Genomic DNA, 16,456 nt, shown 5'->3' with positions numbered 1-16,456 from the left:
GTGAGTCCTGCCGTGGGTCAGGCGCCGCAGTCGGGGGTGGTCGCGAGCAGCGCCGGCTCCTCGGACCTGAAGTCGATCGACGCGACGTGCATCTGTCGCTCGGAGTGATCCGCATTCCATCCATGGAACGCGATGCGGTCGCCCCCGTCGGGCCCGACGACGAGCGAGTTGTGGCCAGGGCCGATCAGCGAGGCACCCGACGAGAGAAGGGGAGGCGCCGTCGGCGGTGAGGCGACCCACGGGCCGAGCGGACTCGCTGAGGACGCCCAGGACACTGCGTAGCCGGGGCCCGTCCATGCGCCGCCGGAGAACGTCATCCAGTACCTGCCCTGCCTGCGCACCACCGCCGGACCTTCGAGCGTGTGCCAGTCGAAGGTCCCGCCGTACATCGGGCGTTCTCGTTCGTAGATCTGCCAATCGGCGTAGGGCTCGAGCACGGCCCGCGCGTCGGCGAGCTGCGCCGGCCCGGGCAGGCGGGCGACAGCGAGATGCGTGCCGGGTCGCTCCGCATCGAGCACGTCACGCGCGAAGTACAGGTACCACTGTCCGTCCGCGTCTTGGAACGGGTGCGGATCGATCGCGAAGGTCTCGTGAGGGGTGAGATCGACACCCAGATCGTGGAATGGACCCGTCGGCTCGGCCGCGCGGGCGACGCGCAGGTGATGACCGCTGATGCCGTGCCCGACGGAGTAGTACATCCACCACGAGCCGTCGCGGAAGCAGACCTCCGGCGCCCAGTACTCGTCTCCCATCTCGGAGTCGAGCCGCATCAGTGCCAGACCGGCACTGCGCCACGTCTCGAGATCGTGCGAGAGCAGGACCTCGAAGACGCTCTCGGTCGACGTCGCCGTCGGGTTGGTCCCGTACGCCGCGTAGGTGTCGTCGGGCAGACGCAGCACGAAGGGGTCGGCGAAGTAGCCGGGATGCACGGGGCGATGCTCGGCACCGCCGGCCCGCCGCCGGACGCTCACTCCCACGGCTGGGATCCTCTCGGACCGACCATGATCGCGCGCAGCTCATCCACGGGCAGCTTGGGGACCCGGTCGGCGCCGACGAGTCCGTTGGTCTCCTGCAGGGTGTCGGTGAGCTGCGTGTAGCAGTACCCGGCGAGGGCGGTGCTGTCGTGGATGCCGGCCATCAGCGAGCTCAGTCGGTCACGGAAGTCGCTGTCGGAGCTGGCGCTCGTGTAGCCCCAGGCATGGTCGGTGCGGTGCACGTCGAAAGAGATGCCGCCGAACTCCGTGAGCATCACCGGCGCGTCTTCGACGTCGCCTGTGAGCACGAGACGTCTGCCCGCGGGCCCGACACCGGTGATCATCTCGTCGACGGCGGCGCGGTCCTTGTATCGCGCGCCCATCACCTCGCCGTCGCCCTCGTAGTCGTGGATGGCCACGATGTCGGTGTCGGCCTGCTCCCACCCGTCGTTCGACACGACAGGGCGAGTCGGGTCGAGAGCTTTCGTCAGGTGCACGAGCGCCAGAGCGTGGTGCAGCATGCGGCTGTCGTGCGCGATGTGCTGCACGCCCCAGCTCTCGTTCAGCGGCACCCAGGTGACGATGGAGGGATGCGAGACGTCGCGGTGGACGACCTCCAGCCACTCGCGCACCGTGCGCTCGACGGCCGTCGGTGTGAAGGAGAAGACGGCGGGCGCCTCTGCCCAGATCATCAGCCCGAGCCGGTCGGCCCAGAAGAGGAACCGCGGATCCTCGAACTTCTGGTGCACCCGGGCGGCGTTGAACCCGAGTTCCTTGATGAGCTCGACCTCTTCGCGCAGGGCGTGCGCCGACGGGGCGGCGAGATGGGTGTCCGGCCAGTATCCCTGACTGAGGACGGACCGGACGAACCGCGGCTTGTCGTTGAGCAGGAAGCAGCGCCGATCGACGCTTGTCGAACGAAGCCCGAGATACGACGACACGGCGTCCAGGGGTGCCCCGTCATCCGATGTCCGGATGACGGCGTCGATGAGCCGCGGGTTCTCCGGCGACCACACCAGCTCTTCGTAGGCTTGTCCGTTCGCCTGGCTCGGAACCGGGATGTCGATCTCGATCTCGGATTCGCGAGCGAGGGTCGAGGCGCGTGCCAGCAGGGTGTCACCATGACGCAGTTCGACGTCGACCACGCACCCGGATGCCGGCGTGGTGGTGAGACCGATGCGCGCGTGCACGCGTCCTGACGGCAGATCCGCGCGCCAGTGGATCCACTCGATCGCCGGGCCGGCGGGTACGGATTCGAGCCAGACGGGCTGCCAGATTCCGCTCGTCCGGTGGTACCAGATCGCATGGGGCTCGTCACGCCAGTCCTGCTTGCCGCGGGGCTGGGCGACATCCGTCGCCCGGTCCTCGACCCGCACCACGACATGGCCCCCGCCGTCTCTCTCGAGAGCGTCGGTGATGTCGACCGCGAACGGAGTGTGCCCGCCCTCATGTGAGCCGACTCTCTGCCCGTCGACCCAGACGATGGCGCGGTAGTCGACTGCCCCGAAGCGGAGGATCAGTCGGCGCCCGTCACGATGGCCGGCGGCCAGCACCTCGTCGTGCGTGAGGGCGCGGTGGTACCACAGCGCCGTGTGCGGACGGGGGTCGCCGATTCCCGACGCCGACGACTCGGGCGGGAAGGGCACCACGATCGAAGCGTCGAAAGAGGGTTTCGCGAACCACTGCTCGCGGATGCCGCGGTCGTCGTCGTCGACGGCGAAGCCCCATCGGCCGGTCAGGTCGCTCCACTCGCTCCGGACCAGCTGAGGGCGCGGGTAGGTTCCGTCCCCCTGGCTCGCGATGGGCGGGAGTGGCGGATCGATTCTCAGCATGCAGTCCAGCATGCATGATTTGTGCAGCGCTGTAAACAACGCGGAATCCGAGTCCGCGTGCGAAACGCTTCCCGATCATCGAGGGGACGGCGCGCTCTCGCGGACGGCCAGCCGGTAGCCGACCAGCTCGTGGCGTCCGGCCTCGGAGAACCCGGAGATTCGCTCGATGAGCATCTCGACGGCGCGGCGGGCGAGCTCGTGCAGATCGGGAGCGATCGTGGTGAGGCTCGGGAAGGTCACCCGGCTCAGCTCGATGTCGTCCCAGCCGGTGACGGCGACGTCGTCGGGAATGCGGCGGCCGCGCTCGTGCAGCGCGCGCAGGGCGCCGATCGCGGCGAGGTCGTCGCGGCATACGAGCCCGTCGAAGTCGGCTCCGGCGTCGAGCGCGCCCCCGACGCCCTCGACCGCTCCGGACGGCGAGATCTCTCGGCTGGGGAAGAGGAGGAGGGGGTCGGGTCGCAGGCCCGCATCCTCCAGGGCCTGTTGATAGCCCGCGATGCGCTGCAGGGAGGTCGACGACATCTCCTGCGTCTCGTGGCCGGCGAAGCCGATCCGCCGTCTCCCCAGCGACACCAGGTGCGCCGTGGCGGTGCGAGCGGCTTCGAAGTTGTCGATCATGACGCGATCCACGGGGAGGGGTGCTGCCCCCTCTCCGAGGATCACCATCGGCAGATCGCTGCGGTGGCGCGAGATCTCGGCCGACGACATCGCGGAAGGCTGGAACAGGATGCCGTCGACCATCCCCGACTCGGAGCTGGTGAGCACGGCCCGCTCGCCCTCGAGCGTTCCGTCGGTCTCCTCGAGCAGCACCCGGTACCCTGCCTCACCGGCCGCTGCCGAGACCGCACGGGAGAGCTCGGCGAAGTAGGGGAGGGCGACGTTCGCGAAAGCGAGTGCCAGCAGGCCAGTCCGGCCGGTCGCGAGGCGTCTGCCCATGAGGTTGGGTCGGTAGCCCAGCTCGTCGATCGCGCGCTGCACGCGTTCGCGCGTCGATGCGCTCACGTGCTCGTATCCGCGCACCACATTCGACACGGTCTTCATCGAGACGCCGGCGAGCTCCGCGACATCCTGCAAGCGCACACCCATGCGGTCTCCAATTGGTCGCTACGTCGTCAACCGCGATACTACCTTGACAACAAAATTCCAGCGCTGTAAATTGCGAGCACGGCTGGGGTATCCGGTCATCCCGCTCCGGTGCGCCGGGGTCACTCAAAGGAGAGCAATCACATGAACAGTCCATGGGCTCGCCGAGCGATAGGTGCAGGCATCGCACTCGCCATCGGCATCACAGCGTCAGGGTGCGCGGCGTCCGCCGGCACCGGCGGAGGCGGCGTCTCCGGCGACGGGGAGTACACCGGCCCCGATGTCGAGATCACCTTCTGGCACGGCTGGACGGGTGGCGCAGCCCCCAAGATCGTCCCCGAGCTCATCAAGGAGTTCAACGCGGAGCACGACAACATCACGGTGAAAGCCGTGCCGCAGGAGTGGGCGGACATCACCGCGAAGATGCCGCTCGCCATCAAGGCGGGCAAAGGGCCGGACGTCGCCGTGCTGCACGGAGACGACCTGGCCACGTACGCGGCGCAGAACCTGCTGCTCGACTCCGGCGAGATCATCGATGGACTCGGATACACGGCGGAGGACTTCCCTCCGACCGTCTTCGACAAGGGCAACTACCAGGACACCCAGTACGCCGTGCCGTGGAGCGTGACGCCGCTGGGCCTGTTCACCAACAAGTCGGTGCTCGCTGAGGCCGGTATCACCGAGATCCCGACCGACGAGGCCTCCTACCTCGCCGCACTCGAGGCGCTGAAGGGCGCTGGGGTGCAGGGCGAGTGGGTCGACGGCTACGTCTTCACCGGCACGTTCGAGTTCCAGAGTCTGATCTGGCAGTTCGGCGGCGACCTCTACAACGAGGATGTCACGGAGGCCACGTTCAACTCGGAGGCCGGCGTGAAGGCCCTCACCTGGATGACCGACATGGTCGACAAGGGGTACAGCCCCGCGAACGTGGCACAGGACGGCAACATCAAGGCGCTCATCGCCGGCGACACCGCGTTTAACTGGAACGGCGTCTGGCAGACGACGAACACCGCCTTCGACGATCTCGACTGGGCACCGTCACCCGTTCCGCAGATCGGTGACGAGAAGGCCGTCTGGTCGAGCTCGACCCACTGGGTCTTCCCGGCCAACAAGGGCCAGGACACGAACGAGACGGCCGCCGCATCGGTCTTCGTGAAGTGGATGAACGACAACTCCCTCGGATGGGCCGAGACCGGTGAGCTGCCTGCCGCGAACTCGGTGCGTGAGGACCCCGAGCTGCTGTCGACGTACCCCAACCTCGCTCCGTTCATGGAGCAGCTGGAGTACGCCCACTACGAGACCGTTTCGCCGGGCATCTCGGAGGTCAACGCGCAGATCACCCTCGCGCTGAATGAGGCCCTCACTGGCAAGAAGGATCCGAAGACGGCACTCGACGACGCCGCGGCCAAGGCCGACCAGATCCTCGAACAGAACCGGGCCAAGTACGGTGACTGAGACAGCCACCCTCGTCGCCCCCCAGCGCGTCAGCGCTGGGGGGCGACCCCCGCGCACACCTGCGGGTTCCGCATCCTCCCGGCGCAAGACGCTCACCGCGTATCTGTTCCTGGCGCCGTTCCTCGTGCTCTTCCTGACGTTCGTCGCCGGCCCGGGAATCTTCGGCATCTGGATGAGCCTGACCAACTGGAGCCCGTTCCGCGACGTGCAGGAGTTCGTCGGATTCCAGAACTACATCGATCTGTTCACCCCGGGCAACGTGCTCTCCAGCGACTTCTGGAAGTCGATGAGCGTCACCGGGATCTTCATCGTGATCAGCGTGCCGTTCCTCGTCGTCATCCCCCTCCTCGTGGCGATCCTGCTGAACCAGCGGATCCGAGCGGCCACGACGTTCCGGACGATCTTCTTCGCGCCCTACGTGCTGGGTGTCGCGGTCATCGGCGTGATCTGGGGCTACATCTTCGACACGCAGTCCGGGATCCTGAACCACCTGCTCGGCCTGATCGGACTCCCGTCAGACATCCCGTGGACGGTCGATGTCCCCTGGGTCTGGGTCTCGATCGTCGGCGTGACCGTCTGGTGGACCATGGGCCTCAACACGATCATCTTCCTCGCGGGCCTCAAGGGCATCAGCGGCGATCTCTATGAGGCGGCCGCGCTCGACGGCGCCGGGGCGATGAGGAAGTTCTCGAGCGTCACCCTCCCGGGACTCCACCCGGTGATGACCTTCATCACCACGACCACGATCCTCGCGTCGGCGAACATGTTCGGCCAGTCGTATCTCCTCACGAAGGGCGGTCCCGGCACCGAAACGCGGACGGTGATCATGTACATCGCCGACCAGGGGCTCTCGCAGAACAACATGGCCCCGGCTGCCGCCATGAGCTACATCCTGTTCCTCGCGCTCGCCATCGTCAGTGTGATCAACTTCCGGCTGCAGCGCGAACGAGTCGAGAAGGCATCGTGACCACAACACTCACCCGTCGCCCCTCCGCCCGCCGCACCTGGGGGCGGGTCGCCCTGTATGCCGCCCTCATCGCACTGGCTCTCGTGATCGTCCTTCCGCTTCTCTGGATGCTGATCACGTCGTTCAAGACCGACGCCGACGCCATCAGGTCGCCGTTCTCCCTGCCGGATCCGTTCTCGATCGAGGCCTACCAGAGCCTGCTCGGGTCGGGAGAGCAGCCGATCTTCCTCTGGCTGTGGAACAGCTTCGCCGCTGCCACCCTGCAGACGGTCCTGATCCTCGTGACGGCGTCGATGGGCGCGTATGCGCTGGCTCGGCTCGAGTTCGCGGGCAAGAGGATCATCTTCGGCGTCATCATCGCGACGCTCCTGGTTCCCCCGGTGGTCTTCCTGATCCCCAACTATCTGATCGTCCAGAACCTCGGCTGGCTCGACACGATCTGGGCCATCACGGTGCCCGGCGCCGCCGGCGCCTTCGGCATCTTCTTCCTGCGACAGTTCTTCGTCGGTCTCCCGCCCGAGATCGAGGAGGCCGCCCGCATCGACGGCGCCGGTGACATCCGCATCTTCGTGCAGGTGGTGCTTCCGCTCGCTCGCCCCGCGCTGGCGACGCTGGCGGTGCTGTCGTTCCTCGGCAACTGGAACGACTTCCTCTGGCCCGTGTATGTGCTGCTCAGCCCCGAGAACCTCACGTTGCAGCCGGGACTGAGCCAGCTGCAGGGCGCATACTCGACGCACTTCGCGATCGTCATGGCGGGAGCCGTGATCGCATCCGTGCCCGTACTGATCCTCTTCGCGATCGCGCAGAGACAGATCGTCGAGTCCGTCGCGGGATCGGCGGTCAAGGGGTGACCGTCGTCGCGAAGAAGCTCGGCTCCGCCGTCGCCGCAGGCGTCATGCTCGCTCTGAGCGTCGGTGTCGTCGGATGCTCCGTGCCGGCCGAGCCCGAGATGAGCGTGGACCGAGCGCCGTTGCTCATCGACCAGGATTTCGCCGACCCGGATGTGGTCGAAGGCGACGGCGGCTACGTCGCCTTCGCCACCGAGAACCAGGGCGCGAACGTGCAATTCGCCACCTCGTCGGACCTGGCGTCATGGGACGTCTCGACCGATGACGCGCTGCCCGTGCTTCCGGCGTGGGCGAGCGCGGGGCGGACCTGGGCGCCCGACGTCTCGCAACGAGCGGACGGGAGCTTCGTGATGTACTTCTCGGCGGAGCACGCCGCCTCGGGGAGGCAGTGCATAGGATCCGCGACATCCGACTCGCTCACGGGCCCCTACGTCGCCGTCGGCGCCGAGCCGATGATCTGTCCGCTCGAGGAGGGCGGGGCGATCGACCCCGCCGCCTTCGTCGACGAGGACGGGTCGCGGTTCCTGCTCTGGAAGAACGACGGCAACTGCTGCGAGCTCGACACGTGGATCCAGATCGCGCCCGTCTCCGCCGACGGCACCCAGCTGGCGGGACCGGCGACCCGATTGGTCATGCAGACCGAGGCCTGGGAAGGGCATCTGGTGGAGGCGCCCGTGCTGGTCAAGCGCGACGACACCTACGTGCTGCTCTACTCGGCGAACGACTACGGCTCCGAGGACTACGCGGTCGGGGCCGCGACGGCAGCTTCACTGCTCGGACCGTTCGAGAAGCTGCCGGAGCCCGTGCTCTCCACCTCGTCGACAGACGACCGCTATCTCGGGCCGGGAGGGCAGGACATCGTCTCCACACCCGACGGCGACGTGCTCGTGTTCCACGGCTGGGACGACCTCTTCATCTACCGGGGTCTCGCCGCCCTTCCTCTCGACTGGGAGGGCGCAACGCCCTCCGTCCGACTCTCGACCACCGACTGACACCGAAGGTACGCACTATGGAAGAACGCACGCGGGCGAATCCGCGCACCCCGGACGTGACGACTCTCGACTCGGACACGGCGGCGACGGTACTCGCGCTCTATGGGGCAGGCGTCGATGCGCGCAAAGGGCTTTTCACCAGCGAATGGGCCGACCGCCTGCGGGAGGACATCGGGGCGGCCTACCAGGAGGCACTCGGTCGACCGGGCGGAGCAGTGGGGCGGGGAACGAATCGCCACTACGTCGAGATCCACCCGGAGCAGATGCGGGGGTGGCTTGATCTCGTAGATCACCCCTGGGTCCGCGCTGTCTGCACCGCAGTCCTCGGGCCCGACTACGAGCTCGTCGAGCTGGGGTTCGACGTTCCCAACTCCGGCGCGAAGGATCAGCCCTGGCACCGGGACTTCCCCATGCCCTCGGAGACCGCCGACGGCGGTCGGCTGACTTCGCTGGCGTTCAACGTCACCGCAGTCGACACGGAGCAGGACATGGGGCCGTTCGAGATCGCGCCGACGACGCAGTGGGACCTTCCGATCGACTTCGAGCACGAGATGTTCCCTGCGGAGTCCCTGTATCCGCGGTTCGAGGGCCTCGCCGTGAGGAAGTATCCTCAGCGCGGGGATGTCTCTGTGCGGTCCGCTCTCACGATTCATCGAGGCACGGCGAACTTCTCGGCGAAGGCCCGCCCGGTGCTCGTGCTCGGTGTCGATGCCGCCGGCGCGGGCAACGCTGAGCACCATGACATGGCGGTCACGCGACGCTTCTACGACTCGTTGCCGCAGCGGATCCAGCGCCATCTGGTCTGCCCCGTCGTCGAAGAGCTCACACCCATCACGCAGCGACACTCGATCGAAGGTCTGATGATGGGCGACGCGTGACCTCGGTCCTTCGGGACCTCAGGCGTCGACGGTCACAGCCTGCAGCGCGTGCACGACGGGCGCGAGCTCTGGCTGCGTGACCGCCTCGCCGAGAGCTCTTTCGAGCGTCTCGTCGTGGATCGGATGCGCCTGCTCGTAGAGCGCCTGCCCCGCGGCGGTGAGCTCGGTGTAGATGCCGCGGCGGTCGTCGGCGCAGAGGATGCGGGTGAGCAGCCCGCGGTCTTCCAGGCGCGTCACGAGCCTCGTCGTCGCGCTCGGGCTCAGTGCCGTCGCGCGGGCGAGCTGCTGCATCCGCATGTGCCAGCCGTCCTGGCGGCTGAGCGCGTCGAGCACCGTGTACTCGACGACCGAGAGGCCGACCGAGGCGCCGAGCGCCTTCTCGAGATCGGCCTCGATGATGCCGTGCAGGGCAGCGAGCGTGCGCCAGCCGCGCGCGCGGATCTCGACAGCGTCGTCTGAGATGCCCACAGTGACCTCCGAAGTAGTTGCTTGCGCTGGATAGTTGCGTGTGCAATGATTATCCGTCGGACGCAATATCCCGCGTCTGCAACTACTTTAGCAGAGGACCACGGAGCGCACCCATGCCACTCGGACTCATCGCACTCGCCATCGGCGCCTTCGGGATCGGACTCACCGAGTTCGTGATCATGGGGCTGCTGCCCGAGGTCGCCACCGACTTCGCCGTCACCGAGGCCACAGCCGGCTGGCTCATCTCGGGCTACGCGCTGAGCGTCGTCGTCGGCGCCCTCGGCCTCACCGCGGCGACCACGCGCCTGCCGCGCAAACCCGTGCTGCTCGGCCTCGTCGTGCTGTTCATCGTGGGCAACGCGATCACGGCCCTCGCCCCCGACTACACGGTCGCCATGATCGGCCGCATCATCGCCGCCCTGTGCCACGGCGCGTTCTTCGGCATCGGATCGGTCGTCGCGGCCGAGCTCGTCGCCCCCGAGAAGAAGGCCCGGGCGATCGCGATCATGTTCACCGGCCTCACGGCCGCCAATGTGTTTGGCGTGCCCTTCGGCACTTTCATCGGTCAGCAGTTCGGGTGGCGTTCGACGTTCTGGGTGATCTCGGCCATCGGTGTCATCGCCTTCGCGGGCATCGCTCTGCTCGTCACCGCACCGAAGTCCACCGGTGCGCAGGTGAGCCTGCGCAGCGAGCTCCGCGCCTTCCGCTCGGGTCAGGTGTGGCTCTCGCTCATCGTCACAGCTCTCGCGTTCGGCGGCATGTTCGGCGCCTTCACCTACATCGCGTACACGCTCACCGACGTCACCGGATTCGCCGACACGGCCGTGCCGTGGCTGCTCGTGCTCTTCGGCGTCGGGCTCGTGGCGGGCAACTGGGTCGGCGGGCGCCTGGCCGACCGTTCGATCGACCGCACCCTGCTCCTCTTCATCTCGGCCCTGGTGGTCGTGCTCGTGCTGTTCGGGTTCTTCGCCTGGTCGCAGCCCGTCACGACGGCGATCCTCGTACTGATGGGCGCGTTCGGATTCGGCACGGTGCCCGCGCTGCAGAGCCGCGTCATGCACTACGCCGGCGGAGCGCCGACACTCGCCTCCGGCGCCAACATCGGCGCGTTCAACGTCGGCAACGCCCTCGGTGCCTGGGCCGGCGGCCTCGGTATCTCCGCAGGACTCGGCTACACCTCGCCCATCTGGATCGGCGCCGCGATCACGGCATCCGCTCTGGTCGTCATGGTGATCGCCGTCGTCACGGCCCGGCGGTCGTCACCCGTCGCCACCGGCACCCTGCAGACCGTCGCCGCCTGACCTCATTCGCCCAGTTCAACGGCTGAGGCGCCCCTCGTGTTGTGCGGGCGCGGTGATCACTGCGCCCGCATGAACTCCTCGGCCGCCGCGACCTGTTCGGGGGTCGGGCGGATGCCGGTGTAGAGCACGAACTGCTCGAGCGCCTGCAGAGTCGCGACTTCGGCGCCGGTGATGACGGTCTTGTCGGCTGCGCGCCCCGCCGAGATCAGCGGCGTCTCGGCGGGCAGGGCGACGACGTCGAACACGACGGATGCCGTCGCGATCTGCTCCTCGGTGAACGACAGGGCATGCTCGTCGGCCCCGCCCGCCATGCCGATCGGCGTGATGTTCACGATGATGTCGGCGGTCACCGCATCCGCGTCCGCCGTCCACGCGAATCCGTAGAGGTCGGCCAGCCCTCGACCGCGCTCTTCGTTGCGCGCAGCGATCGTGACCCGCGAGAATCCGGCGTCACGGAAGGCGGCGGCCGTGGCCTTGGCCATTCCGCCCGAGCCGCGCAGCAGCACGGAGGCCGCAGGGTCGAGGGAGTTGCGCTCGATCAGCTGGGCGATCGCGCTGTAGTCGGTGTTGTATGCCGTGAGCACCCCGTCGTCGTTCACGATCGTGTTCACCGAGTCGATCGCTGTCGCAGAGGGGTCCATGCGGTCGACGAGTGCGATGACGTCCTCCTTGAAGGGCATCGAGATCGCACAGCCGCGAATGCCGAGACCCCGCACGCCGGCGATCGCCTGGCTGAGGTCGGTCGGCGCGAACGCCTTGTAGATCCAGTTGAGGCCCAGCTCCTCGTAGAGGAAGTTGTGGAATCGCGTGCCGTTGTTGCTCGGGCGTGCAGACAGCGAGATGCACAGGGTCATGTCCTTGTTCAGCATGGTCACCGCACCAGGCTACTCGCGAGACGGCGCGGCTTCGGCGTCGGTCGATGTCAGGCGGGGCCGTACCCCATAGCGGGATCCTGCGACCTCCCCTAGTGTGAAAGAGCATGCACAGGGGATTGATCGCCTTCGTCTTCCCCAGAGACGGACTGCCTTCCCCAGAGGCAAAGGCGATTCGTGCATGCGATTGGGCCCTCTCGAGTAGTTCTGTCCCCAACGGATTGCTCGAGAGGGCCGCTATCGTTTGTGATCTCCTCACAAGTTTTTGATTTTGTCCCCCAAATGGGGGACAAACGCGTGTCGGAGGGGTTAGGGTGGAATCTGACGCACCCTCCGGTCGTCTTCGGCCCTCATCGCTCCCCCCGCGGTGAGGGCCACACCATTTTCTGGGCGCGTTCGTCGGCGCCGTCGTGTGACCGCGAATGACGGCTCATGCAACATTTGGGTTACGGGCTGACCTCGGGACTTCCGCTCAGCGCGTGCTCCACTAGCGTGGAGCACGTCGGGGCATCCTGCGTCGGCTTCTTTCCAGCAGAACAGGCAGTACATGAGCACCCAGGGCACGGTTAAGTGGTTCAACTCGGAGAAGGGCTTCGGCTTCATCTCCCCCGACGACGGCGGCGCTGACGTTTTCGCGCACTACTCCGCCATCGAGTCATCCGGCTACCGCTCTCTTGAAGAGAACCAGCGAGTCGAGTTCGACGTGGCGCAGGGCCCCAAGGGCCTGCAGGCTGAGAACATCCGTCCGCTCTGAGAGCGGACGTCATAGGACTCCCCGACCGGAGGCACGCACTCGTTGCGACCTTCGGCGGGGAGTTCTGTGCTTCGTGGGGTGATTTCGACGGTTTCCACCCTCGCGCGGCGGGCACCGGTCTGCCTCTCGGGAGGAGGACTGCCTCTCGGGAGGAGAACCGCGCGCCGAGGTTCCTCCCCACGGGGAGTCCTCCTCCCCACGGCGGCGGGCCCCAGGGTCAGTTCAGCAGAAGCGCGCGCAGCTCGTCGGCGGATGCTGCGCGGAACGCAGCCTCGTCACCCTCATGCGAGTCGCTGAAGCCCCACTCGACGAAGATCACCGGGACGCCGTTCGCGTTGCCGCCCTCGACATCGTGGTGACGGTCGCCGATGAGCACGGGGCGTGAGATGTCGGCGCCACGGTCGGCCAGACGGCGCAGCGCCTCGGCCACGATGTCGGTCTTCGACGCGAGGGTCGACTCGTCCGGCGTCGCGCCGACGGTCGTGAGGAAGTACGGGCGGAGTTCGAAGAAGTCGATGATCGCGTCGACCTGGATCTCGGGCTTCGAGCTCGCGGTCGCCTGCGGGACGCCGGCGGCGTGCAGGTCGCGGATGATCTCGGGTACGCCCGGGTAGGTCCTGACGTCGGTCGTGTATCCGTCGGCCTTGCCGAGCGTGCGGTAGAACGCCACGGCCTCGGCGGACTGCTCCGGAGTCATCCCCGCCTGCGCCTGGAAGGACTGGAACATCGGCGGCCCGATCCAGTGCACCAGCTGCTCGCGCGTGGGAGCGGGGTGACCGAAGTGCGTGAGGGCGACGTTCAGGCGGCGGAGGATGCCGACCGACGCGTCGGCGAGGGTGCCGTCGACGTCCCAGAGCACGCACGAATAGGGGGAAGAAGCCATGTCTTCCAGCCTATGGGCAGTGCGCGAAGCGACCGAACGCCGTGAACATCTGTGCAGCTCGCGTCAGAAGAGGCGGGGGATGCCGGACTCGATGCCCTTCATGTCGTCGTAGTCGAGCACGAGGCAGCGGATGCCGCGGTCTTCGGCCAGCACACGCGCCTGCGGCTTGATCTCCTGTGCGGCGAAGACGCCCTGCACGGGGGCGAGGTGCGGATCGCGGCCGAGGAGCTCGAGGTAGCGGGTGAGCTGCTCGACGCCGTCGATGTCGCCGCGGCGCTTGATCTCGACCGCGATGGCCGCGCCGTCGGCATCCCGCACGAGGAGATCGACGGGGCCGATCGCCGTCGGGTATTCGCGGCGCACCAGGGTCGCGCCGTCGGAGATGCGGTCGACCTGCTCGGCGAGAAGGCGCTGCAGGTCGGCTTCGACGCCGTCCTTCTGCAGCCCGGGGTCGACGCCGAGGTCGTGGTTGGTGTCGTGCAGGATCTCGTAGATCTGCACGCGAAGCGCGTCACCGGTCTTCTTGTGCGTGACGCGCCAGACCTCGGTGACGCCGGCGATCGACTCCTCTTCACCTGGCTCCTCGGATGCGAGAGAACAGGGCGGGCTCATCCAGTTCAGCGGTTTGTAGCTGCCGCCGTCGGAGTGCACGAGCAGACTCCCGTCTCCCTTGTGCACGAGCAGACGCGTGGCAAGCGGGAGGTGGGCATTGAGCCGGCCCGTGTAATCCACGGAGCAGCGGGCGATGACGAGACGCACCCGTCGAGCCTACTTCGTCGTGCGCACTCCTTCTGCGGTCACGGGCGCTTCGGACATCTCGTCTGTGCGCAGGGGCCGGGCGGCACCGGAGAACAGGCCCGACAGCACGACCAGGCCGACCAGGATGTACAGCGTGTTGAGCAGACCGATGTGCTCGCTGATGAAGCCCAGCACGGGCGGGCCGCCGAGGAACGAGATGTAGCCGATCGTCGCCGCGGCGCTGACACGGGCGGCCGCCTTGGCCGGGTCGTCTGCCGCGGCCGACATTCCGAGCGGGAAGCCGAGCGATGCGCCGACGCCCCACAGCGCCGCACCCACGAAGACCAGCGGGAGGCTCGGCGCCAGGATGAACAGCAGGATGCCGGATGCCGCCGCCACCGAGAGGATGCGCAGCACCGCGACGCGCCCGAACCGGTCGACCAGAGGTCCGCCGAACACCCGCACCACGGTCATCGCGACCGAGAAGGTCGCGAGCGCGGCAGCGCCCAGTGCGGTTCCGCCGCCGTGGTCCTCAGCGACGCCGAGGGCCAGCCAGTCGTTGGCGCCGCCTTCCGCGAACGACATGCCGAGCATCACCACGCCGATCGCGTAGGTGCGCGGTTCGCGCCAGGCCGACATCGCGACGTGCATGCGCTCTCGCCAGTGCACCTTCTCGCCGTCGTCCGTCGTCGGGTCGAGCGCTTCGGCACGACGGGGGACGCTGGCGATGCTGATGACGCCGATGGTGGCGATCGCGATCGCGACGACGAGAGTGTGCGTGAAGACGTTGATCTGCAGCTGGGCGGCCAGGGCACCGAGGCCGGCGCCGATCACGGTGCCGAAGCTGAAGAAGGCGTGGAAGAGGGGGAGGATCGTCTTGCCAGAGTGCTGCTCGATCGCGGTGGCCTCGACGTTCATCATGACGTCGACGCAGCCGTTGCCGAGTCCGAACAGCACGAGACCGATGAGTACCACCGAGTACGAACCCAGCACGTTGGCGCCGATGCCGATCAGGGCGACGCCGGAGGCGAACGTGAAGATCGACACCATCATGCCGAGGCGTGCGCCGGTGCGCGCCATGATCGCCGGGCTGGTCGAGATACCGATGATCGAGGCGATGCCCGCACCGAGCAGCAGCATGCCGACCTGCGCCTTGTCGACCTCGAGCGCGAGCTTGATGTCGGGGACACGTGAGGCCCAGGTCGCGATCGACAGACCGCTGGCGAGGAAGATCGCGAAGATCGCGGTGCGCCAGCGCACATACTGCGATCGAGAGAGAGCCGTGTCCATGTCGCACAGCATATCGAATCGATTCGATGATCGGGAACCCGGGGAGCTATCCTCGGAGTATGACGAGCCACGACAGCCCGCGCCGAGCGACGATCGCCGATGTCGCACGACAGGCGGGAGTAGCGACGTCGACGGCATCCGTCGTCTTCAGCGGCAAGGCCAACGTCGCGCCGGCCACGCGCGAGCGGGTGCTCGCCGCAGCAGCGGACCTCGGCTACGCCGGGCCTGACCCGCGCGCCGCCTCACTGCGCCGAGGACGCAGTGGCATCGTGGCCGTGGTGCTCGAAGGACATCTGCGTGCGGCGTTCCTCGACCCGGTGACCACCGCGATGATGGACGGGCTCACCGATGGGATGGCAGACCTGAGCGCCGGCATCCTGCTGATGCGCGACGAGCCGGGCGATGACGGATCGTCGCTGTCGAACGCACCCGTCGACGCGGTCGTGCTGATCGGATGCTCGGGGCGCGCCAAGGCATCGCTCGACATCGTCCGCAGTCGAGGACTGCCCGTGGTCGTGATCGAGGGCGACGCCGGAGAGGGCATTCCGAAGATCATGCTCGACAACACCGCCGCCGCGGCGGACGTCGCTCGTCACCTGCGCGATCTCGGACACCGCGACGTGGCGCTCGTCACCCTGCCGCTCGACACGCAGCGCGAGCGCGGCCCGGTCACGCAGGAGCGCATCGACGCGGCGACCGTGGATGTGACGATCGATCGCCTCGCCGGCATGCGCGAGATCTTTCCCGACGCACCGGCGATCTCGGCGGGAGGCAGCTTCATCGATGAGGGCCTCCTCGCGGGGCGACGGCTGCTGGCGGACGTCGAGACGAGGCCGACCGCGATCCTCGCGCAGAGCGACCTGATCGCGGTGGGTGTCATCCGCGCGGCGGAGGAACTGGGGCTGCGCGTGCCCGAAGACCTGTCGGTCGCCGGTTTCGACGGCATCGCCGCCGACGGACTCGGCGACCTCGTGCTCACGACCAGCGTGCAACCGGCGGTCGAGAAGGGGCGCGCTGCCGGAGAGCAGGTCGCCCGGATGCTGCAGGGGGAGCCGGGCCTCACCCTGCACCTCACCTGCCGATTCCGCGCGGGCACGACCACGGCGGCGCCCGCCCGCTGA

16 protein-coding genes are annotated in these 16,456 nt (G+C 67.7%); 8 read left to right on the top strand and 8 right to left on the bottom strand.

The window, feature by feature from the left end; genetic code table 11:
- Nucleotides 1–17: 17 nt before the first annotated feature.
- The 3 genes from ACLKOY_RS11005 to ACLKOY_RS10995 form a co-directional block, all read right to left on the bottom strand.
- Nucleotides 18–977 (bottom strand): glycoside hydrolase family 43 protein, encoded by a 960-nt coding sequence (locus ACLKOY_RS11005; RefSeq protein ID WP_436453658.1) that lies wholly within the window; start codon nt 975–977, stop codon nt 18–20.
- Nucleotides 968–2,806: a glycoside hydrolase family 2 protein gene (locus ACLKOY_RS11000; RefSeq protein ID WP_436453657.1), complete on the bottom strand. Its 1,839-nt coding sequence runs from the start codon at nt 2,804–2,806 to the stop codon at nt 968–970. Before ACLKOY_RS11000 ends, ACLKOY_RS11005 begins: the two co-directional genes overlap by 10 nt.
- A 75-nt stretch (nt 2,807–2,881) precedes the next feature.
- Nucleotides 2,882–3,892, bottom strand: a complete 1,011-nt coding sequence (locus ACLKOY_RS10995; RefSeq protein WP_436453656.1) for a LacI family DNA-binding transcriptional regulator — start codon at nt 3,890–3,892, stop codon at nt 2,882–2,884.
- Between the two features lie 141 nt (nt 3,893–4,033).
- Here ACLKOY_RS10995 and ACLKOY_RS10990 point away from each other — a divergent pair, with 141 nt between their 5' ends.
- Genes ACLKOY_RS10990 through ACLKOY_RS10970 form a run of 5 tightly spaced genes read left to right on the top strand, consistent with a single transcriptional unit; the run spans nt 4,034 to nt 9,029 of the window.
- Complete coding sequence (locus tag ACLKOY_RS10990) at nt 4,034–5,344, top strand: ABC transporter substrate-binding protein (protein ID WP_436453655.1); 1,311 nt, start codon at nt 4,034–4,036, stop codon at nt 5,342–5,344.
- Complete coding sequence (locus tag ACLKOY_RS10985; protein WP_436453654.1) at nt 5,337–6,311, top strand: carbohydrate ABC transporter permease; 975 nt, start codon at nt 5,337–5,339, stop codon at nt 6,309–6,311. The genes ACLKOY_RS10990 and ACLKOY_RS10985 overlap by 8 nt, the downstream gene beginning before the upstream one ends.
- The gene (locus ACLKOY_RS10980) at nt 6,305–7,162 is read left to right on the top strand and encodes a carbohydrate ABC transporter permease (RefSeq protein ID WP_436454114.1); all 858 of its coding nucleotides are present in this window, start codon (nt 6,305–6,307) and stop codon (nt 7,160–7,162) included. Before ACLKOY_RS10985 ends, ACLKOY_RS10980 begins: the two co-directional genes overlap by 7 nt.
- Nucleotides 7,159–8,151 (top strand): glycoside hydrolase family 43 protein, encoded by a 993-nt coding sequence (locus tag ACLKOY_RS10975; RefSeq protein ID WP_436453653.1) that lies wholly within the window; start codon nt 7,159–7,161, stop codon nt 8,149–8,151. The genes ACLKOY_RS10980 and ACLKOY_RS10975 overlap by 4 nt, the downstream gene beginning before the upstream one ends.
- A gap of 17 nt (nt 8,152–8,168) precedes the next feature.
- Complete coding sequence (locus ACLKOY_RS10970; protein WP_436453652.1) at nt 8,169–9,029, top strand: phytanoyl-CoA dioxygenase family protein; 861 nt, start codon at nt 8,169–8,171, stop codon at nt 9,027–9,029.
- An 18-nt stretch (nt 9,030–9,047) separates the two neighbouring features.
- Here ACLKOY_RS10970 and ACLKOY_RS10965 read toward each other — a convergent pair whose 3' ends face one another.
- Nucleotides 9,048–9,497 carry a MarR family winged helix-turn-helix transcriptional regulator gene (locus tag ACLKOY_RS10965; protein ID WP_140035690.1) on the bottom strand — a complete coding sequence of 150 codons (450 nt, stop codon included), beginning with the start codon at nt 9,495–9,497 and terminating at the stop codon, nt 9,048–9,050.
- 113 nt (nt 9,498–9,610) lie between these two features.
- On the opposite strand from ACLKOY_RS10965, the gene ACLKOY_RS10960 reads away from it, so the two are divergent.
- The gene (locus ACLKOY_RS10960; protein WP_436453651.1) at nt 9,611–10,798 is read left to right on the top strand and encodes an MFS transporter; all 1,188 of its coding nucleotides are present in this window, start codon (nt 9,611–9,613) and stop codon (nt 10,796–10,798) included.
- Nucleotides 10,799–10,854: 56 nt separating this feature from the next.
- Here the strand turns inward: ACLKOY_RS10960 and ACLKOY_RS10955 are convergent, their stop codons facing one another.
- Nucleotides 10,855–11,673, bottom strand: coding sequence for a shikimate 5-dehydrogenase (locus ACLKOY_RS10955; protein ID WP_436453650.1), 819 nt, complete (start codon nt 11,671–11,673; stop codon nt 10,855–10,857).
- Between the two features lie 544 nt (nt 11,674–12,217).
- Between ACLKOY_RS10955 and ACLKOY_RS10950 the strand changes: the two genes are divergently transcribed.
- Nucleotides 12,218–12,424 carry a cold-shock protein gene (locus ACLKOY_RS10950; RefSeq protein ID WP_042540947.1) on the top strand — a complete coding sequence of 69 codons (207 nt, stop codon included), beginning with the start codon at nt 12,218–12,220 and terminating at the stop codon, nt 12,422–12,424.
- Nucleotides 12,425–12,641: 217 nt separating this feature from the next.
- Here the strand turns inward: ACLKOY_RS10950 and ACLKOY_RS10945 are convergent, their stop codons facing one another.
- From ACLKOY_RS10945 to ACLKOY_RS10935, 3 genes are all read right to left on the bottom strand, one after another.
- On the bottom strand, nt 12,642–13,307 hold the full coding sequence (locus tag ACLKOY_RS10945) for an HAD hydrolase-like protein (protein WP_436453649.1): 666 nt from the start codon (nt 13,305–13,307) through the stop codon (nt 12,642–12,644).
- Between the two features lie 63 nt (nt 13,308–13,370).
- Nucleotides 13,371–14,066, bottom strand: coding sequence for an endonuclease NucS (nucS, locus tag ACLKOY_RS10940; RefSeq protein ID WP_042540943.1), 696 nt, complete (start codon nt 14,064–14,066; stop codon nt 13,371–13,373).
- Between the two features lie 9 nt (nt 14,067–14,075).
- Nucleotides 14,076–15,335, bottom strand: a complete 1,260-nt coding sequence (locus ACLKOY_RS10935; RefSeq protein ID WP_436453648.1) for an MFS transporter — start codon at nt 15,333–15,335, stop codon at nt 14,076–14,078.
- A gap of 59 nt (nt 15,336–15,394) precedes the next feature.
- On the opposite strand from ACLKOY_RS10935, the gene ACLKOY_RS10930 reads away from it, so the two are divergent.
- On the top strand, nt 15,395–16,456 hold the full coding sequence (locus ACLKOY_RS10930; protein ID WP_436453647.1) for a LacI family DNA-binding transcriptional regulator: 1,062 nt from the start codon (nt 15,395–15,397) through the stop codon (nt 16,454–16,456).

The sequence above is a fragment of the Microbacterium sp. K2 genome (genome assembly GCF_051365005.1).
Classification (GTDB): Bacteria; Actinomycetota; Actinomycetes; order Actinomycetales; family Microbacteriaceae; genus Microbacterium; species Microbacterium foliorum_B.
Note: the sequence above shows the minus strand (reverse complement) of the source record. Positions and strands in the feature narration are given on the sequence as shown.